The 18,943-nt window shown below is 64.8% G+C and carries 20 protein-coding genes and 1 riboswitch; of the genes, 16 read left to right on the forward strand and 4 right to left on the reverse strand.

Annotated features, from left to right (window positions below; translation table 11 throughout):
- The first annotated feature begins 81 nt into the window (after nt 1-81).
- The 10 genes from MHM88_RS05250 to MHM88_RS05295 all read left to right on the forward strand — a co-directional run bounded on the left by MHM88_RS05250 (nt 82) and on the right by MHM88_RS05295 (nt 9,967).
- On the forward strand, nt 82-2,181 hold the full coding sequence (locus MHM88_RS05250) for a TonB-dependent siderophore receptor (protein ID WP_239360859.1): 2,100 nt from the start codon (nt 82-84) through the stop codon (nt 2,179-2,181).
- Nucleotides 2,182-2,253: 72 nt separating this feature from the next.
- Nucleotides 2,254-3,258, forward strand: coding sequence for an ABC transporter substrate-binding protein (locus tag MHM88_RS05255; protein ID WP_239360861.1), 1,005 nt, complete (start codon nt 2,254-2,256; stop codon nt 3,256-3,258).
- The gene (locus tag MHM88_RS05260) at nt 3,248-4,276 is read left to right on the forward strand and encodes an iron ABC transporter permease (RefSeq protein ID WP_239360863.1); all 1,029 of its coding nucleotides are present in this window, start codon (nt 3,248-3,250) and stop codon (nt 4,274-4,276) included. The genes MHM88_RS05255 and MHM88_RS05260 overlap by 11 nt, the downstream gene beginning before the upstream one ends.
- A complete protein-coding gene (locus MHM88_RS05265; protein ID WP_239360865.1) occupies nt 4,273-5,307 on the forward strand; it encodes an iron chelate uptake ABC transporter family permease subunit in 1,035 nt (344 codons plus the stop codon). The genes MHM88_RS05260 and MHM88_RS05265 overlap by 4 nt, the downstream gene beginning before the upstream one ends.
- A gap of 3 nt (nt 5,308-5,310) precedes the next feature.
- A complete protein-coding gene (locus MHM88_RS05270) occupies nt 5,311-6,093 on the forward strand; it encodes an ABC transporter ATP-binding protein (RefSeq protein ID WP_239360867.1) in 783 nt (260 codons plus the stop codon).
- Nucleotides 6,094-6,105: 12 nt separating this feature from the next.
- A complete protein-coding gene (locus MHM88_RS05275) occupies nt 6,106-7,176 on the forward strand; it encodes a siderophore-interacting protein (protein WP_239360869.1) in 1,071 nt (356 codons plus the stop codon).
- A 176-nt stretch (nt 7,177-7,352) separates the two neighbouring features.
- On the forward strand, nt 7,353-8,354 hold the full coding sequence (locus MHM88_RS05280) for a MotA/TolQ/ExbB proton channel family protein (protein ID WP_239360870.1): 1,002 nt from the start codon (nt 7,353-7,355) through the stop codon (nt 8,352-8,354).
- Between the two features lie 6 nt (nt 8,355-8,360).
- Nucleotides 8,361-8,738, forward strand: a complete 378-nt coding sequence (locus tag MHM88_RS05285; protein WP_239360871.1) for a biopolymer transporter ExbD — start codon at nt 8,361-8,363, stop codon at nt 8,736-8,738.
- Nucleotides 8,739-8,744: 6 nt separating this feature from the next.
- Nucleotides 8,745-9,128: a biopolymer transporter ExbD gene (locus MHM88_RS05290; protein WP_239318483.1), complete on the forward strand. Its 384-nt coding sequence runs from the start codon at nt 8,745-8,747 to the stop codon at nt 9,126-9,128.
- The gene (locus MHM88_RS05295) at nt 9,125-9,967 is read left to right on the forward strand and encodes an energy transducer TonB (protein WP_239360873.1); all 843 of its coding nucleotides are present in this window, start codon (nt 9,125-9,127) and stop codon (nt 9,965-9,967) included. The genes MHM88_RS05290 and MHM88_RS05295 overlap by 4 nt, the downstream gene beginning before the upstream one ends.
- Before the next feature lie 52 nt (nt 9,968-10,019).
- Here MHM88_RS05295 and MHM88_RS05300 read toward each other — a convergent pair whose 3' ends face one another.
- Genes MHM88_RS05300 through MHM88_RS05310 form a run of 3 tightly spaced genes read right to left on the reverse strand, consistent with a single transcriptional unit; the run spans nt 10,020 to nt 12,811 of the window.
- Nucleotides 10,020-11,018: an iron ABC transporter permease gene (locus MHM88_RS05300; protein ID WP_239361177.1), complete on the reverse strand. Its 999-nt coding sequence runs from the start codon at nt 11,016-11,018 to the stop codon at nt 10,020-10,022.
- 57 nt (nt 11,019-11,075) lie between these two features.
- The gene (locus tag MHM88_RS05305; protein WP_239360875.1) at nt 11,076-12,011 is read right to left on the reverse strand and encodes an ABC transporter substrate-binding protein; all 936 of its coding nucleotides are present in this window, start codon (nt 12,009-12,011) and stop codon (nt 11,076-11,078) included.
- Nucleotides 12,008-12,811, reverse strand: a complete 804-nt coding sequence (locus MHM88_RS05310) for an ABC transporter ATP-binding protein (RefSeq protein ID WP_239360877.1) — start codon at nt 12,809-12,811, stop codon at nt 12,008-12,010. Before MHM88_RS05310 ends, MHM88_RS05305 begins: the two co-directional genes overlap by 4 nt.
- Nucleotides 12,812-12,990: 179 nt before the next feature.
- A riboswitch (cobalamin riboswitch) is annotated at nt 12,991-13,206 on the reverse strand.
- Between the two features lie 177 nt (nt 13,207-13,383).
- Here MHM88_RS05310 and MHM88_RS05315 point away from each other — a divergent pair.
- Nucleotides 13,384-13,545 (forward strand): DUF1328 domain-containing protein, encoded by a 162-nt coding sequence (locus MHM88_RS05315; protein ID WP_239318478.1) that lies wholly within the window; start codon nt 13,384-13,386, stop codon nt 13,543-13,545.
- A 51-nt stretch (nt 13,546-13,596) separates the two neighbouring features.
- Nucleotides 13,597-14,094, forward strand: coding sequence for a Dps family protein (locus MHM88_RS05320; RefSeq protein ID WP_239318477.1), 498 nt, complete (start codon nt 13,597-13,599; stop codon nt 14,092-14,094).
- 172 nt (nt 14,095-14,266) lie between these two features.
- Here the strand turns inward: MHM88_RS05320 and MHM88_RS05325 are convergent, their stop codons facing one another.
- Nucleotides 14,267-15,088, reverse strand: coding sequence for a response regulator (locus MHM88_RS05325; RefSeq protein WP_305037626.1), 822 nt, complete (start codon nt 15,086-15,088; stop codon nt 14,267-14,269).
- 113 nt (nt 15,089-15,201) lie between these two features.
- Between MHM88_RS05325 and MHM88_RS05330 the strand changes: the two genes are divergently transcribed.
- The 4 genes from MHM88_RS05330 to MHM88_RS05345 all read left to right on the forward strand — a co-directional run bounded on the left by MHM88_RS05330 (nt 15,202) and on the right by MHM88_RS05345 (nt 18,900).
- Nucleotides 15,202-15,396 carry a NepR family anti-sigma factor gene (locus MHM88_RS05330; protein ID WP_239318476.1) on the forward strand — a complete coding sequence of 65 codons (195 nt, stop codon included), beginning with the start codon at nt 15,202-15,204 and terminating at the stop codon, nt 15,394-15,396.
- The gene (locus tag MHM88_RS05335) at nt 15,396-15,953 is read left to right on the forward strand and encodes an RNA polymerase sigma factor (RefSeq protein WP_239318474.1); all 558 of its coding nucleotides are present in this window, start codon (nt 15,396-15,398) and stop codon (nt 15,951-15,953) included. The genes MHM88_RS05330 and MHM88_RS05335 overlap by 1 nt, the downstream gene beginning before the upstream one ends.
- Nucleotides 15,954-15,958: 5 nt before the next feature.
- Nucleotides 15,959-17,812 (forward strand): sensor histidine kinase, encoded by a 1,854-nt coding sequence (locus tag MHM88_RS05340; RefSeq protein WP_239361189.1) that lies wholly within the window; start codon nt 15,959-15,961, stop codon nt 17,810-17,812.
- Between the two features lie 251 nt (nt 17,813-18,063).
- Complete coding sequence (locus tag MHM88_RS05345; protein WP_239360880.1) at nt 18,064-18,900, forward strand: PRC-barrel domain-containing protein; 837 nt, start codon at nt 18,064-18,066, stop codon at nt 18,898-18,900.
- Nucleotides 18,901-18,943 lie beyond the last annotated feature (43 nt).

The raw sequence follows: 18,943 nt of genomic DNA on the forward strand, positions 1-18,943 counted from the left end.
TCTTTTATAAGGTTTTAATAGCGGCAGTCCTACCGAGCATATCCGCCAGGCACAAAAAACAAAACCAGCGGAATCGGGACAATGCACCTGCGGACAACACCTGTATCCATCCTGGCCTTGATGGCGGCCCTGCCCGCCGCGGCTCAGGTGATCGAACTTCAACCCATCCACGTCACCGACGGCGACACCCAGGCCTTTTTCGGCGACAGCGTTGCCACGGAAACCGGCACCGTCGCCAAGACCGGTGACGCGATCATCGAAACGCCGCGCGCGGTTCATATCGTGACGGCACAACAGATCGCGGAACGGGGCGCCACCAACGTGGAGCAGGCGCTTCAGTATGCCTCGGGCATCACCGCCGGGCAGTGGGGGCTGGACAATCGCTCCGACTGGTCGCTGGTGCGGGGCTTTGCGCCCACCACCCTGCATGACGGTCTGAACGCGCGTTACGGCTATTACAATGACACCAAGCCCGAACCTTTTCTGCTGAACAGTGTCGAAGTCCTCAAGGGGCCGGTGTCCGGTCTCTATGGCAGCGGGTCGGTCGGCGGCGTGGTCAATACCACCTCGAAAACCGCCGCGCAGGACAGCGACAACCTCTGGCAGCTCTCTGTCGGCTCCAACCAGCGGGCGCAGATCGCCGGTGACGTCAGCGGCACGCTGAACCCATCCGGCACCCTGCGGTATCGCCTTGTCGGTCTGCTGCGCAATGCGGAGACCCCGGTCGACTTCTCCCAGGATGACTCGCTTGCCTTTGCCCCCTCGATCACCTGGCGCCCGAATGACGACACCGAACTGACCGTCCTGGCCAACTATCAGAAAACCGATGGCAGCCCGCTGATCCAGTTCGCCTCGCTCTATGGCACGCTGGAACCGGCAACCGGCTTTGGCAACGGCACGTTCTTTGATGACAGCCTGTTTGTCGGCGAGCCGGGGTTTGACACCTTCGAGAGCGAACAGCGCGGCATCACCGCCATGTTCCGGCACCGTTTCAACGATGTCTGGAGCATGAATGCAAACGCCCGCTATCTGGAAGGCGAGGCGCTCTATCAGCACGCCTGGTGGGCCTTCGACAATGTCACCACTGGCCGTTACAACCCCGACGGCACCATCAACCGCACCTTCTATCGCGCCGAAAACGAGATGAAGACCGCGGCACTCGACGCCTATGCCACCGCCCGGTACACGCTGGGGCGCGTGAACATGCGCAGCATCATCGGCGCGAGCTATTCGCGCGGCTACTATGACAGCGATACCGGATACGGTGCCCAGGTCGCCCCCATCGATCCGTTCAACCCGACCTATGCGGGGTATCCCGACATCACCGTGACCGACAGCGATGGCACCGCGATCACGGAATGGGGGGTCTACCTGCAGAACCGGGCCGTCGTGGATGACCGCCTGTTCGTCGACTTCGGGCTGCGCTACGGCCACATCGAGACCGGCGCCAGCACCGGCAGCTTTGGCGCCACATCGGTGGCCGCAGACGACAGCGCCTGGACCGGCAACATCGCCATGCTCTACCGGTTCGACAACGGTATCGCACCCTATGTCAGCTATTCTGAAAGCTTCCGCCAGGACGAGGTCGGCACCGATGTCAACGGCACGCCGTTCGAGCCGACCGAGGGCACGCAGTATGAAATCGGTGTGAAATACCAGCCCGCCGGGAGTGATACCCTCTTTGTCGCGTCGGTGTTCGATCTGACCAAATCCAACATGACCGTCTCCGATCCGGCCAACCCCGGGTTCTCGATCCAGACCGGCGAGGCGACGTCGCGGGGGCTGGAGCTGGAGCTGTTCCACCGGCTTGGCGATGTCAGCTTTGATGCGGCCTATACCTATCTCGATACCGAGAATTCCAGCGGTGCGCAGATCGCGCAGGTGCCGGAGAACGCGGCCTCGCTCTGGGTCAACTACGAACCGACCGCCGGTCAGCTGCAAGGCTGGAAATTCGGCGCGGGCGTGCGCTACACCGGTGCGTCCTGGGGCGGCAGCGATACCTACGAGACCCCGTCCTACACCCTATATGATGCGGCGGTCACCTATTCCCGCGACAACTGGCAGGTGGCATTGAACGTGCAGAACCTGCTGGACGAGAGCTACGTGACCACCTGCCAGTCCGGCGCGTGCTACCTCGGCGAGGGCCGCAACGTCGCGCTGACGCTCACATCAAAGTTCTGATCCGAACCTTCCCCGGACCCTCCGCCAGGGTCCGGGGGCTTGCTTTACCCTCCCAGTACGGAAAGGCGTCTCATGCGCCAGATATTGCTCCTGGTTGCCCTCTGCACCGCCGCCCTGCTGCCGCAACAGGGCGCAGCGCAGAGCTTTCCGGTGGAGATCGACCATATCTACGGCACCGCTCGGATCGAGGCACGGCCAGAGCGCGTGGTGTCGCTGAGCTTCATCGGGCATGATTTCCTTCTGTCGCTCGGCGTGGTGCCGGTGGCATTGCGCAAATGGTACGGCCCGCACGCCTTCGGCGTCTGGCCCTGGGCGCAAGAGGCGCTTGGCAACGGCACGCCCGTGGTCATGCAGGGGGAGATTGACATCGAGGCCATCGCCGCCCTGGAGCCCGATCTGATCGTCGGTCAATGGTCCGGCATGACCCGTCGCGAGTATGCGCTGCTGTCGCAGATTGCCCCCACCGTCGCCCCGGCCCCCGGTGCCGGAGACTACAGCATGTCCTGGCAGCAGATGCTGCTGCGCCTTGGTCAGGCCACCGGCCATGCGACACGGGCGCAGTCGATCATCGCCCGCTTCGATCAGCGGTTGGCGGACCTGCGCGCGGCCCATCCCGAGTGGCAGGGCGCGACCGGCATCATGGTCTGGGCCGGCACCACCGGCGCTTATACCGGCCATGACATCCGCGGCAAATTCCTCGGCGATCTCGGGTTTGTCATCCCGCCGGCGATCCAGCAGCGCAGCAGCCTCGACCTGGCCTATTTCAAGGTCCCGGACGAGGATCTGTCGCCCATCGACGCCGATGTTCTGATCTGGCTCGACAGCGGCGCATCGGTGGATCGGTTGAACCGCCTGCCCCTGCGCCGCTTCATGCGGGCCAATCTTGAAGGCCGCGAAATCTACTCGGACCTGATGCTCTCGGCGGCGCTGTCGCATTCCAGCCCGCTGAGCATTTCCTATGCGCTCGACCGGCTGGTTCCGCTGCTCGAACAGGCCATGGATGGCGATCCCGCCACCGAAGTCACCTCCTCGCGCGCGGCGGGTATCCTGACCGGAGGGCCGGCAGATGACCGCTGAGACCACCCTGCCCCGCCTGTCCGGGCGCCCCGCGCACCGGCTGACCTGGCTGGCGGTCGGCCTTGGCGTCCTGGGCCTGACAGCGCTGCTGGCGCTGCGGCTGGGGGTGCGCCCGCTGGGCTGGTCGGATCTGTGGCAGGCCCTCACCGCCTTTGACCCCGATCAGCCGGATCATATCGTGATCTGGCAGCTGCGCATGCCCCGGATGGTGGCCGCGCTGCTGTGCGGGGCCAGCCTTGGCGTTGCGGGGGCATTGATGCAGGCCCTGACCCGCAACCCGCTGGCCGATCCGGGGCTGCTCGGGGTCAATGCGGGGGCTGCGCTCGCCGTGGTGCTGAGCACCTTCGTGCTGCGCATCACCGACCCGGCGCAGTTTGTCTGGGCCGCGCTGGCCGGGGCGGCGCTGGCCTCGGTGCTGGTGTTCCTGCTGGGCGGCAATGCACCGTCGCGCACCGGGCGCCTGATCCTTGCGGGGGCGGCCGTCAGCGCCCTGTTCTATGCCCTGACCCGCGGCGTGCTGCTCATCAGCCGCGCGTCACTGGAGGTCTACCGGGTCTGGATTCTGGGCGGGTTCGACAATGCCACCCTCGACATGGTCTCGGCGCTCCTGCCCTTCATCATCGTGGGGCTGCTGCTGGCCTTTGTCGCCGGCTTCAGCCTCAACGCGCTGCAACTGGGCGAGAGCACCGCGCAGGGGCTTGGCGTGCGTGTCGGCCTGTTGCAACTGCTGACCGGGGGCGCGATCGTCGTCCTGTGTGGCGCAACCGTGGCCATGGCCGGACCGATCGCCTTTATCGGGTTGATCGTGCCGCATCTGGCCCGTGCAAGCGCTCCCGCCGACATGCGCTGGCTGTCGCTCTATAGCGCGGTCTATGGCGCGACGCTGATGGGTCTTGCGGATCTGATCGCGCGCGCACCGCTGTTTGGCGGCGTGATGCAGGCAGGCGTGATGTCCGCCATTCTCGGCGGTCCGGTGCTGATCTGGCTGGTCCGCAGCAGAGGAGCACGGAAGCTATGAGCTACACGTTTCGACTTCATCGCCTGTCCCTGCAGATCCACCGGCGCAACCTGCTGGTGGGGCTGGGGCTGACGCTGGCGGTTGTCACCTTTGCGCTGGCGGCCCTTCGGATCGGCAGCTTTCCGGTCGCTGCGCAGGATCTGTGGTCCGCGCTCCGGGGCGAGATCGGCGAGATCCCGACCATGATCCTGCTCGACCATCGCCTGCCGCGCATCCTGGTTGCCATTGGCGCCGGGGCGGCCTTTGGCCTGTCCGGCGCGATCTTCCAGTCGATGTTGCGCAACCCCATGGCCTCGCCCGATGTGATCGGGTTCAACGCGGGCGCCAGCTGCGGCGCGGTGCTGGCGATCCTGGTCTTCGGCACCGTGCGTTTTGTACTGCCCTGGGCGCTGGCCGGCGGCCTGCTGACGGCGGCCCTGGTGCTGGCGCTGGCCTGGGACGGGCGGCGCGGAACGGGGCTCGATCCCTATCGGCTGATCCTTGTCGGCATCGGCGCCAGCCTGACGCTGGGGGCCACAAGCGACCTGTTGCTGAGCATGACGGACGAACAGCGCGCCGCCGACATGGCGCAATGGCTGACCGGAACCCTGAACGCCCGCAGCCTCGGCAACGCGGCGCTGATCTGGGGCGGTCTGGCGCTGCTGATGCCTGCGCTCGCCTGGCTGCACTTCCCCCTCGCGCGGCTGACCATGGACGATGACATTGCCCAGGGATTTGGTCTGGGGCTGGCGCGCCAGCGGCTGCTCCTGACCGCCACCGGCGTTCTGCTGGCCGCGCTGGCCGTCAGCGTTGCCGGTCCGCTGCCCTTTGTCGCCTTTGTCGCCGGTCCGGTGGCCCGTCGCCTGATCGGAACCGGCGCGCCCGCATTGATGGCGGCCGCCCTTGTTGGCGCGCTGGTCACCCTTGGCGCCGACACCGCCGCACGGATGGTGCCGATGGTGCAATTGCCCGCCGGGGTCTTTACCGCCGTGATCGGCGCCCCTGTCCTCATGTGGCTGCTTGTCGCCCAGTTTCGCAAAGGAGCCCTCTAGATCATGACCGCTGCCTATCGCCTCGCGGCCCGGGACCTCAGCGTCCGTTTCCAGCGCACCACCGTGCTTGACCGCCTCTCGATCGGGCTGCCCGATGGGGTGGTGACCGCAATCGTCGGACCAAATGCCTGCGGCAAATCCACCCTGTTGCGCAGCCTGGCGCGGTTGCAGAAAGCCAGCGCAGGACAGGTGATCCTCGACGGCCAGAGCATCGCCGCCCAGAACAGCCGCTCCGTGGCGCGCAGGCTGGCGATCCTGTCCCAGTCTCCGGTTGCGCCGGAGGGTCTGACCATACGCGACCTGGTCCTGCGCGGGCGCACGCCGCATCAATCCGCCTGGCGCCAATACTCCGTCGAGGATGCCGCAGCGGTCTCCGCGGCGCTCACGGCAACCGGGCTGGACGGGCTTGAGGATCGCGTGCTTGACACGTTGTCGGGCGGTCAGCGCCAGCGGGCCTGGATCGCCATGGCGCTGGCCCAGGACACGCAGCTGCTGTTGCTGGACGAGCCGACCACTTTCCTCGACCTGCCGCATCAGATCGAGCTGCTCGAACTGGTGCGCAACCTGAACCGGCAAACCGGGCGCACCGTGGCCATGGTGCTGCACGACATCAATCTCGCGGCGCGGTATTGCGATCACGTGATCGCGCTGCGCAATGGCGCGGTCCACAGCGAGGGCCCGGCGCGCGAGGTCGTCACCGAAGCTATGATGCAGGAGGTGTTCGACCTGCCCTGCACGATCATCGCCGACCCCAATCACGGCACTCCTCACGTCATCCCAACCTGAAAAGGGTAGAACATGTCCCTGTTAGACCACTTTGACTTTCACGCCCAGACAGCCTTGCCCGGGCTGCCCTTTGACGCCCTGCACGCAGACATCCGCAACCGCGCCCGCGAGCACGACCTGCCGGTCGTTGTCGATACCGCGGAAGAGATCCAGATCGAAACCGTCTATGGCAACTACAGTTTTCAGCGGCAGGCCACGGAGACGATCGCGGTGATCGGCGCCTCCCGTGCCGACTGGCTCTTCACCCTGAAAGACAGCCTGAGCGACACCATCGCGCAGTTGGTGCCGGATGTTGCCGCCGCCATCCGCTGGTCCGATGCGCAGGAGCAAGCGGGCAAACTGCCGCCGAATTTCCAGTTCATCACCATTCGCGCGGTCACCCGCGTGCCCGGCCATTTCCTGCGTGTGGAGGCGGAGGCCGAAGATCTGTCGCATTTCACCACCGACGCAATACACTTTCGGCTGGCGCTGCCCGATCCCAATCTGGCGCATCCGGAATGGCCCTATCTGTCCGAAAGCGGTCAGACCATCTGGCCAAAGGGCGACGCCAGCCTGCATCGCCCGGTCTATACCGTGCGCGAGATGGACGCCGCCAGCGGGCGTCTGGTGTTCGACATCTTCGAGCACGAGGGCGGCCGTGCCACGGAATGGGCCCGCACCGTGACCCCCGGCACCCGGGTTGGCCTGACCGGCCCCGGCGGCGGCGGCATTCCAGAGGCCAAGGCGCTGCGGATCTATGCAGATGAGACCGGATTTCCCGCCGTGGCGCGGATCCTCGAAACCCTCGATACCGACGCCCGGGGGCAGGTCATTCTGGAGCTGACCGATCCGGTCTCCGGCGACTATCCCTTGCCCGAACACACCGGCCTGACGGTGGAGCGACGCGCGGCCGGGGGCGACGACCTGGGTGATCTGGCCATTGCCGGGCTTGCGGCGGCGCCCGACCACATGGTCTGGCTGGCTGCGGAGAAAACCGCCGCGCAAAAACTGCGCGCCCATTTCAAATCTGCCGGTCTCAATGCCAGGGATCACTATGTCTCGGCCTACTGGACCCGGCCGGCGCCTGCCGAAGACCATGCTTAACTTGACAGAAAAGCTACACTAAATTAGGCGCCAGTCGTGGGGGATGTAGGCCTCCGTTAGCCAATCACGTGCATTCGACAGTGCGCCATGTAGCCAAGCCCAACCGCCAATGACCTGCCCTTACCGGGGCAGAGCACGGGGCGGACCTGAGCCCGACGCTGCGACACGGAGCCAATATGAAACACATTCTTCTTCTGACGACTTTTTTCCTGCTGCCTGTATTGGCTTCGGCACAATCAACCGCACCGGACGGCGCCGCCCCCGCCACGCCGGTTCCCGAGGTCGCCTCCGATCTCGTCGCGCCAACGGCACCTGCGGCTCCGACAGCGCCCGAAGCGCCGATTGCCGCGCCGTCAAACGGCTCTGAGGCGCCAGACCCGGCGTCCCTCACGCCCACCCCGGCAGGATCCGCAGAGACCGGGAGCGCGTCGCCCGACACGTCCACGGCAGTGTCCGACCAAGGCGCCGATGCTGCGCCCGCGCCCGTTGCGGCGCCCGCCGCTACGCCGCTGACGCTGCAAGAGAAGGCGCTGTCGGCAGCGGTCGCGGCCCGAACATTCCTGCGCGATGGCGGCCCGTCGATCTGGGCGATTGCCGCCCTCTCCGTCATCACGCTGGCCTTGATCCTGTGGAAGATCTGGCGTCTGGCCCTGATCGGCGCCTGGTCCCGGGGCAAGGCGCGCCAGGCCATCGCCGCCTATCAGGCCGGCGACAGTGATCGGGCCATTGCCATCGTCGAAGGCCGGCGCGGGGTGCGGTCCAAGGTTATTTCGGCGGCCCTGAATGCCCTGAAAACGATGCCAGATGCCCATGCCCGCGAGGAAACCGCGCGCGTCGCGAAACGCGAACTGGCCTCGGCGCGCAGCGGGCTGGGCGCGCTGGAACTGATTTCCACCATCGCGCCGCTTCTGGGTCTGCTGGGGACGGTTCTGGGGATGATCGCGGCCTTCCAGGCCTTGCAGGCGGCAGGCTCCAAGGCCGATCCCTCGATGCTGGCCGGGGGGATCTGGGAAGCGCTGCTGACCACCGCAGCCGGCATGGCCGTGGCGATCCCCGCCTCTGCCGCGCTGACCTGGTTCGAGGCGGTCATAGACCGCATCCGCCGCGATGTGGAAGACGGTGCAACACGTCTGTTCGTCAGCGACAAACCGCAACAGCTGCGTCTGGCGGCGGAATAATCCGCGATGCTGCTGGATCCCCCTCCCCGCGCGCGGCGCAAGCCCAGCCTCACGCCGATGATCGACGTGGTGTTCCTGCTGCTGGTCTTCTTCATGCTGGCCTCGCGCTTTGGCATCGACGCCGCACTGTCGCTGCCGCTGGCGGCGGGCGGCGGGGACTACACCGGCCCGCCGCGCCTGATCGATATTGCGCCAGAGCAGGTCTTTGTGAACGGGCAGCCGGTCCCGGTCGCCGAGCTTGCGGCGGTGCTGGACCCGCTGGTCGAGACGCGCAGGGATACGCTGATCCTGCGCGGGCGGGATGGAGCCAGCCTGCAACGGATCGTCACCCTGACCGAGACCCTGCGGTCCGCCGGGTTCACCTCGGTCGTTCTGGTGGAGTGAGCGCCGATGGACCTGTCTGACGCCCCCCGCCGCCCGCGCGCGGAATCGATCGTGCCGATGATCAACGTGGTGTTCCTGCTGTTGATCTTCTTTCTGATGACCTCGCGCCTGGCCCAGCCCGACCCGTTTGAGGTCACCCCGCCCGAGGCGGATCTTGACGCGCCGCTGGAGGCCGAGGCCACGCTTTATGTCGACAAGACCGGCACGCTGTCGTTCGACGGCCAGACCGGCGACGCCGCGATGACGCGACTGGCCGAGGTGTCCGCCAAAGACGCCATCCTGCAGCTGCGAGCAGATGCAGAGCTGGAGGCGACGGTCGCCGCCGGGTTGCTTGGCGATCTGTCGGCGGCCGGCTTTGCCCGTGTGGAACTGGTGGTGAGCCCGAAATGAAACGCTGGATCGAAGGCTCTCTGTTTGCGGCGCTGGCCGTCGCCGTCCACGTTGCCCTGTTCGCAAGCGTTCCGGAACAGGGCAGCCAGGCCGGCGGATCTGGCGGCGAATATGTCGTCTCCATCGCCGGAGCCGCGCCCACGGTGCGCGAGATGGTGGACCGCTGGGAGCAACCGCCGGACGCCCCGCCGGTCGAGCTGGAACCACTCGATACGCCGGTTGCAGAGACATCCGCACCAACGCTGCCGCAGCTCGACAGCGCGCCCGCGCCACGCGCCGAGGTGCGCCTGGCCATGACGCCTCCGGAAGAGGCTGCGCAGCCGGAGATCGATACAACACCTGCACCGCCACCGCCGGAACCAGAGCCTGAACCGGAACCAGAGCCCGAACCCGAACCGGAGCCGGAGCCGGAGCCGGAAGACGTGCCCGATACCGCGCAGCAAGCCCAGACCACCACCGCCGGGCGCGCCGAACAACGCGCCGCCGGAACAGGCGGCAGCGCGCAGGCGGGCACCACCAGCACGGCCCGCACCACGACCAGCACAAAGGGTCAACAGGCGAAGCTGCAACAGGTCTGGGGCGCCAAGATCCGCGCTCGCATCGAGCGGCGCAAACGCTATCCTTCCGGCGCGCGCGGTGATGGGGCTGTTGTGGTCGGGCTGACTGTCAGCCGGGGTGGGCAGCTGCTAAACTATCGCGTTGTGCGCTCGTCCGGCGTCGCGGCCTTCGATCAGGCCGCCTTGCGCGCCATTGCAAGTGCACGACGGTTCCCCAAGGCCCCGAACGGGCTGCCCGGGGCGCAGTTCCCGTTTGCACTGAAGATCACCTTCAGCCGCTGAGCCTGGTCAACACGCCCCGCGGATCTGGCCGGCGGGGCGCGCGTGTACGCTGCTAGCCCTTGCGCCGTCCCAGCAGCCAGATGAAGAACAGCCCGCCAATCAGCCCGGTCACGACGCCGATCGGAATATCTTCGGGCGCCAGGACCGTGCGCGCCAGAATATCCGCCCAGAGCAGGAAGACACCGCCAAACAGGGCGCTTGCCGGCAGCACAAGCCGATAGTCCCCGCCGCAGATCAGCCGCACGATATGCGGCACCATGAGGCCGACAAAGCCGATGATGCCGGAAAACGCCACCATCACCCCGGTGATGAGCGCGCCGATGACAAAGGTCATCAGCCGGAACCGCGCCACGGCGATGCCCAGGGTGGCGGCGGTTTCATCGCCCACCGTCATCGCGTTGAAATCCGCCCGCCGCCACCAGAGCCAGGTGCCGCAGCCCAGCAGGATCAGCAACGGATAGATCAGATGCGACCACTGCGCGATGCCAAGCCCCCCGAGCATCCAGAACACGACGGTGTGAGAGGCCCGCGGATCGCCCAGAAAGATGAGCACATTGGCCCCGGCCATCACGATGAAGGACACCGCCACCCCCGCCAGCACCAGCCGATCCGCCGTTGTCGATTGGGTCAGGCGCGTGACGCCGAGCACCACCGCCGTTGTCGCCAGAGCGCCGGCAAAGGCCAGCAAGGGAACCGTCAACAGGCCAAGGAACAACCCGGTGTGCAGCAAGGCCAGGATCGCGCCAAAGGCCCCGCCAGAGGAAATCCCCAGCAAATGCGGATCTGCCAGCGGATTGCGGGTCACCGATTGCAGGCTGGCCCCGACCAGCGCCAGCCCGGCGCCGACCATGATCGCAAGCAGCGCACGCGGAAAGCGGATATCCCAGACGATCGCGGCCCGCCCTTTGGACCAAACCGGCTCCACAAGGCCGGGCCAGATCTTGTCGATCAGCACCCCCCAGACAGTGCCGGTCGACACCGGCACCGCCCCGAGGCTGATGGCAAAGGACAGCGACACCAGAAGCGCAGCAAGACCGCCAACAAGCAGCATCGGTGCAGTGCGCGTGCGCCGCAGTGGGCCAATATGCGCTTCGCTGTCCTGCATCGGTTATTCGCCCCAGAACCCGGCGGCGAGTTTTTTCACGGCCTTGATATTGCGCGGTCCGGGGGTGGCTTCGACATACTCCAGCACGACGAACCTGTCGTTCTTGACCGCATCCATCTCGGCAAAGGCCGGGTTTTGCATCATGAAGTCCCGTTTCTGCGCGGCGGTGACGTCGCCGTAGTTCACGATCACCACGATCTCCGGGTTGCGGTCCACCACCTCTTCCCAAGTTACGGTGGCCCAGCTTTTCTCGAAATCATCCATGATGTTCTTGCCGCCGGCGGCCTCGATCAGGGCGGTGGGCATGGCATAGCGCCCCGCCGTGAAAGGCGTATCCTCGCCGCTGTCGTAGACAAACACCCGCGGGGGTTCACCATCCGCTTCCAGCTCCTCGGTAAAGGCGGCGAGATCGGCGCGGTAGCCGGCGACCAGGGTCTCGGCCTTGTCCTCCACATCAAAGATCCGGCCGAGGTTCAGCAGGTCATTGTACATGTCATCCATGCTGACCTTGGGCTTGTCGCCGATGTGGATGCAGCTTTCGGTGAGTTCGTAAACCTTGATGCCAAAGGGGGCGAGGGTCTCGGGGGTCACCTCGCCACCGACTTTCATGCCATAGTTCCATCCGGCAAAGAAGAAATCCGCATCGGCACCGACCAGCACCTCCTTGGAGGGATAGCGGGCAGAGAGCTCCGGCAGCGCTGCGACGCCATCGCGCATTTCCGCGTCCAGGGTTTTCCAGCCCGATACGCCGGTGTAGCCGACCATATGATCGGACAGCCCCAGCGCCAGCATCATTTCGGTCAGGTTGACGTCATTGGAGATCGCGGCTTGTGGGACGCTGTCAAAGGTCACGTCGCGATCACAGCTCTGAACCGTGGTTTCAGCCCAGGTGGAGGTGCCTGCCAGTGCCAGCGCGACGGGAAAGAGGATATTTTTCATGAGGTGTGTTCCTGCGAGATATTGGACAAGTGAAAGGTCAGGTGATCCCGGCCCGCACGGGCCAGGTGGTCGCGGCGGGCCTGCACGCCAAAGGCCTGGGAGACGCGCGTTTCGGACAGCACCACGCCGGGTGTGCCAAAGCCCATGACGCGGCCCTCTGCCATCAGCAGAATGTCATCACAGACCTCGGCAGCGAGATTGAGATCGTGCAGCGAGGTCACGATGGTCAGATCGAGGTTCCGGATCAGCGCCAGCAGTTCGAGTTGATGACGCACATCCATGTGGTTTGTCGGCTCGTCGAGGATCAGCACCTGCGGTTCCTGCGCCAGGGCGCGGGCCACCATGACCCTCTGCCGTTCGCCCCCGGACAGGGTGGCAAGCGTGCGGTGGGAAAAACCGGTCAGATCAAGCCTGCGCAGCGCGGAGTCAATGATCGCCGCATCCCGCTGACCTGATGTGGCCAGACCGTCGCGATGGGGCAGACGTCCCAGCGCCACGATGTCCTTCACCGTCAGGCCGAAATCGGTCGGTTGCTCTTGCAGCACCGCCGCCACACTGCGCGCGGCCTGCCGCGGCGGCATGGCCCACAGGTCGGCCCCATCGACGAACACCTGCCCGCTGCGCGGCGACTGATAGCGATAGAGGAGCCGCAGCAGGCTGGACTTGCCAGCGCCATTGGCGCCGACCACCCCAAGCACGCGCCCGGCGGGCAGGTGGAAACTGGTTTCATGCAGGATCAGGGGGCCACGGCGTCGCGGCGCCCAGGTCAGGCCACGTGCCTCCAGGGTCGCAGCCATCACCGCCCCCTCCGGACCCGCGCGGCACGCGGCGCGTCACCGGCTCTGCACATGTCTCGATCACACAGCGCCATCCGCGGCTCCGCTCTTGCGTGCGGGGGATAGGCAGAACACAGGTTGGCGTCGCTCCCGGGTCGGGAGGTCAGACAGCTACCACCGTTCACCGGGACACCCCGCCCAGGTTACACATCGGGTCAGATGGCAGGTCTCCTGACTTGCGGTTCGTCATTCCCCTGCACCTTCCCGGATGGACATCCAGTGGTATCAGGCAGGGTCATTCGCCGCTCACAGTTGCGGGGGCAGTCACGGGTTTGGCGCCTTTTGGCTACACCTCACCGTATTCCCTTTTCATCCCCGCGCATCTGAGGCGACGGAGAACCATCTGGCCCAGACATGGGCCAAACAGAGTGAATATGTCAACTGTTTTGCAACCGGCGACAGGACCGACAGCACGCGGCCCCGGTCCGGGCCACGGCGCCACGATGCGTTTCTCCGGGAACAATTCGCGCCGCGCGCCGTTGTGTCTGCGAGGCCCGCACAGGGTGGGCACTGTAACACGGCAAAGGAGGCACCCCATGCTTGGTTGGGCCCTGACATTCCTGGTGATCGCACTGATCGCGGCCGTCTTTGGCTTTGGCGGTATCGCCAGCGCCTCGGCCGGGATCGCGCAGATCCTCTTTTTCATCTTCCTGGTGATGTTCGTCGCCGCGTTGATCTTTCGGGCAGTTCGCCGCTGACCCGAAGGCACGCATCGGATCGACCGACACACCACGCAGAAAGGACATGACATGAGCACCGCATTGAACGTCAAACCGCAAATCGCACCTGTCGAGACCGGCGTCCGGGACACCACCGCCATCGCCGAGGGGCTGAGCGATGTGCTGGCGGATACCTACCGCCTGACGCTGAAAACCCACATCTACCACTGGAACGTCGAAGGACCGCTGTTCTTCTCGCTGCACAATCTGACCGAAGAGCAGTACCAAAACATGTTTGCCGCGGCAGATGAGCTGGCAGAGCGCATCCGCGCCATCGGCCACCTGACCTCCGGCAAGATCACCGGCGTCTTGTCCGACAGCATTGTCGACGACCTCGGCCAGATGCCGAGCGCCGGGGAAATGTGCAAGGATCTTGAAAAGGACCATATGCGTCTGGCCCACCGCCTGCACGCGCTGATCGAGCTGGCCGAACAGCGCAAGGACATGGTGACGGGCGACCTGGCCACCGAACGCGCGGCCTTCCACGAAAAAGCGGCTTGGATGCTGCGTGCTTTGTCTGCCTCGTAGGCACGCATGTATTCCGCAGGGGGCCCTTCATCCAATCGGGTGTGGGGCCCCTTTAGTTTGCGCATGCGCCGTTTTGGCCGCCGCGCCGCTGCTGCACCGACACCGCCGCGCAAACACAAACGGCCCGGACAGTGCCGGGCCGTCGAAATCGCCAAGGCGACGCTGCCGTGGATCAGCTGGTCAGCGTATCGGTCGAGGCAAAGAACATGGCCTGGCTGATCGCGGAAATGACCTGGTCGGGAACATAGGGTTTGGCGATCATGAACGCCGGTTCATGCCGTTCACCCGTCAGCAGACGCTCGGGGAAGGCCGTGATGAAGATCACCGGCACGTCACCCAGATCTTCGAGCAGGTCCGCAACCGCATCGATGCCGCTGGAGTTATCGGCAAGCTGAATATCCGCCAGGATCAGATCGGGCCGTTGCTCATGCCCCAGTTTCACCGCCGCCTTGTGGGTGCGGGCAATCCCGGTGACCTCGTGACCCATCATCGTACAGATCCCTTCAAGATCCATCGCGATGATCGCCTCATCCTCGATAATCATGATCTTGCCCGAGACGGATTGCTGCATTTCATCATGCGCCAGCTGGATCAGGCGGCCGGCCTCTTCGCTGTCGATGTCCATGATTTCCGCGATTTCGCTGATGGAGAAGGCCTCCACCGTATTCAGCAGCAGCGCCTCGCGGGTGTTCGGGGTCAGCGCCGAAAGATGTTGCAGCGCCCGGGCCCGGGGACCGTCATCCGTGTCCGGCACCGGCTGTCCGGAACTGCTCCAGAGCGTGTGGAAAACCTTGAAAAGTGCCACTTTTCCGCCATGTGCCTCGGCGTCGAAGCAGCTTGGATCCGCCAGGATCGCCTCCAGCGTGGAGGCCGCATAGGTATCACCGGATTGCTGCGCCCCGGTGAGCGCTCTGGCGTAACGCCGCAGGTACGGCAGGTGGGGTCCGATCAGGTCCGACAGAGTCAGGGCTTGTCCAGTGGTGGGGGTCGACAATTTTTTTCTCCTGTCACCAATATTTCTCGGAACAAACGCATGCTTTGGGCGTTTGTTCCATGGAAATGAAAATTTTATCGCGCCTGAAGGTATAGGTGTTGCGGGAGAGACGAATGGCAAACAGGCCTCAGAAACAGCCATGGGACACTCTGATCGACGAGAACCTGAAGCGGGTTTTCGACGAGGATGCGAATGCGGAATTGCCGCCGCATCTGATGGAGCTACTTGATCGTCTGGACAAGATCCCCGTCGCGGATGCGTCGGGCACCACCGGCGCGACCTCCCAGTCGCAGGAGGAGGCCGAATAATGGACCGACAGAATGCCAAGGCTGAACTGACCAGCCATATGAAGGTGCTTCGCGCCTTCGCCATGAGCCTCACGCGCAATGATGCGGCAGCAGATGATCTGGTGCAGGACACGGTGCTGAAAGCCTGGAGCAACTTCGACAAGTTCCAGGAAGGCACCAACATGCGGGCCTGGCTCTTTACCATTCTGCGCAACACCTTTTATTCCAACCGCCGCAAGGCCGCCCGCGAGGTCGAGGATTCCACCGGCACCATCACCGAAAGCATTTCGGTCAAACCGGCCCATGACGGCCGGCTGCAACTGGCCGAGTTCCGCGTCGCCCTGGCGGAACTGCCGGCCGAGCAGCGCGAGGTGCTGACCCTGATCGGCGTTCTGCAATATTCCTATGAAGAGGCGGCCGAGGTCTGTGGCGTCAAGGTCGGCACGATCAAGAGCCGGCTGAACCGGGGACGCGAAGCCCTGGCCTCCAGCATGCAGATCAATATCGACGATCAGATGGAACTGACGGACGCCGCCACCCATGCCGTGGTCGCCGCAAGTGGTGGAACCGCCGCGTGAACCGAATGAATTTTCCCTCCCTGGCCCTGTTTCGGGGCCAGGGTCAGGATGCCTCCGCTGACGTTTCGGATGACGGGACGCATGTCTCTCCGGGCGCATCGCGCCCCTTTGGCTGGACGCGAAGCCTGTCCGTCCGGCTGGCCATATTGCTGTCCGGGGCGCTTGTGCCGCTGGGGCTGATCGCGGTCGATCAGACCGTCCGCCTGCAGGCTGAAGTCCGCGAATCCAACAATCTCAGCCTGCAAGCCCTGACCGCCGAATTCGCCCAGGAAGAGCGCGAGATCATCAAATCCGCCTTTTCAGCGGCAGAGACCCTGGCGCTGAGCGTGCCGGATCTGACCGCGGACCTGGCCCGGTGCAAATCGCTGATGACCCGTTTCATCGACGCCACCGCAGAGCGCTACAGCTTTGCGGGGTTTCTGCCGACGGACGGGGTCATGGAGTGCGCCTCCGCCGATCTGACGATCGACTATTCCGACAATCCCAGGTTTTCCGACTGGATGCTCACCGCCAAGCGTGACGTCCGCGTGAATTCCTTCGGCCCCGTTTCCGGCACTGCCGTTCTCATCATTTCCGAGCCGGTCTTTAATGAACAGGGCAGGTTCATCGGCAACCAGATCATCCACGTCCCCCATGACAAGATCGATCAGGGGTTTCAGGTCAAACTGGGGGATCGCCCCATCGATATCGTGACCATCAGCGTGGATGGCGACATCCTCAGCGCGTCCGGCGCTCGCGAAACCGCACGCGAACGCCTGCCCGCCGGGATTCCGCTCAAGGAGCTGATCAAACTCAACCCACGGCGCATTGAAACCGAAAACGCCGCCGGCGAGACCCGGCTGTTCTCGATCGTTCCGGTGCTGAGCAACGGGTTCTATGTCGTCGGCAGCTGGGACCCGGATGGGCGCCACGCTGCGGCGGACAGCGGCCCGTTCAGGCAGCTTGTGCTGACCCCTGCCCTGTTTCCGATCCTGATGTGGCTGGTCAGTCTGGTGCTGATCTACATCACGCTGGATCGCCAGGTGGTGCGCTACCTGCGCCTGATCACCACCCAGATGCAGCAATTCGCCCGATCCCGCACCCTGCCCAAAACGCCGCCCCGGTCCTTCATGCCGCATGAAATGGAGGTCATCGAAAACGAGTTCATGCAGGTGGCCGAGAAACTGCTGCATGACGAAGCCGACCTGTTTGATGCGATGCATGACAAGGATGTGCTGCTCAAGGAGCTTCATCATCGGGTGAAGAATAATCTGCAACTGATCTCTTCGATCATTTCCATGCAGATCCGGCGCACGCGGAATGCCACCACCGCTGACGCGCTGCAGACCGTCAACCGGCGGGTGACCAGCATGGCAACCGTGCACCAGACCCTGTATCAGGCGTCAGAATTGGGGCGGGTTCAGGCAAACGACCTGCTGCGGGACGTGATCCGCCCGCTGACAGAGCTCGCGCCCACCACCGCCCCAGTGCCGCATATCGAGATTTCCCTGGAGCCGGTCGTGCTCTATCCCGATCAGGCCGTGCCCCTGGCCTTGCTCACCGTCGAAGCCGCCACCAACGCCCTGAAATACCTTGGCGTCGACAGTGCCGGCAAACGCTGGGTGTCGTTCAAGCTGAACGTGGAGGACGACACCCGGGTGACCCTGACGATCGCCAATTCCACGGCTCAGGACCCCAGCTTCGATGAAGAGGGCACCGGGCTTGGCAGCCAGTTGATCCGCGGCTTTGCCCGCCAGCTGGAATGCAGCCCGACCGTCCAGGAGGAGGCCGACAGCTATGCCATCAGCCTGACCTTCGACGCGATGCAGTTCGAGCCCGATGCCGCGGCGCCTGCCGGGGTGGATGTCGAGGACAGCTGATCCACCTCCGGCACCGCCCCCCCCTAAGGGCGGTGCCGGATTTTATGTACGGCTCGGGGGTCGCCCTGCCCTGTTGGCCTCGTCGGTCCAGAACCGTGCCGGGCAGCGCGGTCCGGCCCCCCGCGCTCTCCGCCAGCCCCCTTGCACCCTTCGAAAAAATACCTTCTGCACCGGAACACCTGCGGCCGTGCGACGTTGTCTCACCGAAGCTCACGCGCGCATGCGAGTGAAACGGAATAGGAGATAACACCATGAAAAATCTTTTGATTTCCACGTCCCTCATCCTGACCATGGGGCTGCCCCTGGCAGCCGCCGAGACCAGTGACATGTTCCGCAGCGAGGCGGGACCGGCCGAGTTCCATGCCTCCTCCTTTGTGGGCAAGCGGATCTATCAAACCGAGAACGACGCCCTCAAGGACGTCATGGATGGCGTCCAGGATGGCTGGAGCGACATCGGCGAGGTCAATGACGTGATCCTGAGCCGGGACGGCAAGGCCGAGGCAGTGCTGGTCGACATTGGCGGTTTTCTCGGCATTGGCGAAAACCAGATCGCAGTCGATATGGATGCGCTGAAATTCGTGCGCGATGGCAATTCCGAGGCGGGCGCTGATGGCTATTTCCTGGTGCTGAACGCACCGACCGAAGCGCTGGAAACCGCGCCGTCCTATAAAATGTCCGGCACCATCAACGCCCATTCTGAACTGTCTGCAGAAGGCGCCATCCAGACCGAAACCGATGCGGACACCGCCTCGGATCAGGTGGTCGATCAGGTCACTGGCCTGTTCGACGACAGCGGTGACACACCGCCCGCCGTCGCCTCGGACGAGCTGACAGCGGATGAGCTGACCGGCGCCAGTGCCTTTGACGCCAATGACGAGATGATCGGCGAAGTGGCCGACATCGTCATGGACAACTCCGGTGATGTGGATGCGGTGATCGTCGACGTCGGTGGCTTTCTCGGGATCGGCGCCAAGCCGGTCGAGCTGCAGCTTGGCGATGTGAATATCGAGGAACGGGACGGTCATCTGCGCATCTACACCATGATGACGAAGCAGCAGATGGAAGAGATGCCCAGCTATCAGGGCTAACCTCTCCCGCCCGCAGAACAAAAGGCCGGCCCCCTCGGGCCGG

The organism is Epibacterium sp. MM17-32 (assembly GCF_022348205.1).
Lineage (GTDB): Bacteria > Pseudomonadota > Alphaproteobacteria > Rhodobacterales > Rhodobacteraceae > Epibacterium.

Excerpts from the sequence above, each read along its gene's own strand:
- MHM88_RS05270 (WP_239360867.1), top strand. The coding sequence starts at position 5,311 with ATGACCGCTGCCTATCGCCTCGCGGCCCGGGACCTCAGCGTCCGTTTC.
- MHM88_RS05260 (WP_239360863.1), top strand. The coding sequence starts at position 3,248 with ATGACCGCTGAGACCACCCTGCCCCGCCTGTCCGGGCGCCCCGCGCAC.
- MHM88_RS05285 (WP_239360871.1), top strand. The coding sequence starts at position 8,361 with ATGCTGCTGGATCCCCCTCCCCGCGCGCGGCGCAAGCCCAGCCTCACG.
- MHM88_RS05250 (WP_239360859.1), top strand. The coding sequence starts at position 82 with ATGCACCTGCGGACAACACCTGTATCCATCCTGGCCTTGATGGCGGCC.
- MHM88_RS05330 (WP_239318476.1), top strand. The coding sequence starts at position 15,202 with ATGGCAAACAGGCCTCAGAAACAGCCATGGGACACTCTGATCGACGAG.
- MHM88_RS05265 (WP_239360865.1), top strand. The coding sequence starts at position 4,273 with ATGAGCTACACGTTTCGACTTCATCGCCTGTCCCTGCAGATCCACCGG.
- MHM88_RS05275 (WP_239360869.1), top strand. The coding sequence starts at position 6,106 with ATGTCCCTGTTAGACCACTTTGACTTTCACGCCCAGACAGCCTTGCCC.
- MHM88_RS05345 (WP_239360880.1), top strand. The coding sequence starts at position 18,064 with ATGAAAAATCTTTTGATTTCCACGTCCCTCATCCTGACCATGGGGCTG.
- MHM88_RS05255 (WP_239360861.1), top strand. The coding sequence starts at position 2,254 with ATGCGCCAGATATTGCTCCTGGTTGCCCTCTGCACCGCCGCCCTGCTG.
- MHM88_RS05305 (WP_239360875.1), bottom strand. The coding sequence starts at position 12,011 with ATGAAAAATATCCTCTTTCCCGTCGCGCTGGCACTGGCAGGCACCTCC.
- MHM88_RS05290 (WP_239318483.1), top strand. The coding sequence starts at position 8,745 with ATGGACCTGTCTGACGCCCCCCGCCGCCCGCGCGCGGAATCGATCGTG.
- MHM88_RS05280 (WP_239360870.1), top strand. The coding sequence starts at position 7,353 with ATGAAACACATTCTTCTTCTGACGACTTTTTTCCTGCTGCCTGTATTG.
- MHM88_RS05295 (WP_239360873.1), top strand. The coding sequence starts at position 9,125 with ATGAAACGCTGGATCGAAGGCTCTCTGTTTGCGGCGCTGGCCGTCGCC.
- MHM88_RS05320 (WP_239318477.1), top strand. The coding sequence starts at position 13,597 with ATGAGCACCGCATTGAACGTCAAACCGCAAATCGCACCTGTCGAGACC.
- MHM88_RS05315 (WP_239318478.1), top strand. The coding sequence starts at position 13,384 with ATGCTTGGTTGGGCCCTGACATTCCTGGTGATCGCACTGATCGCGGCC.
- MHM88_RS05340 (WP_239361189.1), top strand. The coding sequence starts at position 15,959 with ATGAATTTTCCCTCCCTGGCCCTGTTTCGGGGCCAGGGTCAGGATGCC.
- MHM88_RS05335 (WP_239318474.1), top strand. The coding sequence starts at position 15,396 with ATGGACCGACAGAATGCCAAGGCTGAACTGACCAGCCATATGAAGGTG.
- MHM88_RS05300 (WP_239361177.1), bottom strand. The coding sequence starts at position 11,018 with ATGCTGCTTGTTGGCGGTCTTGCTGCGCTTCTGGTGTCGCTGTCCTTT.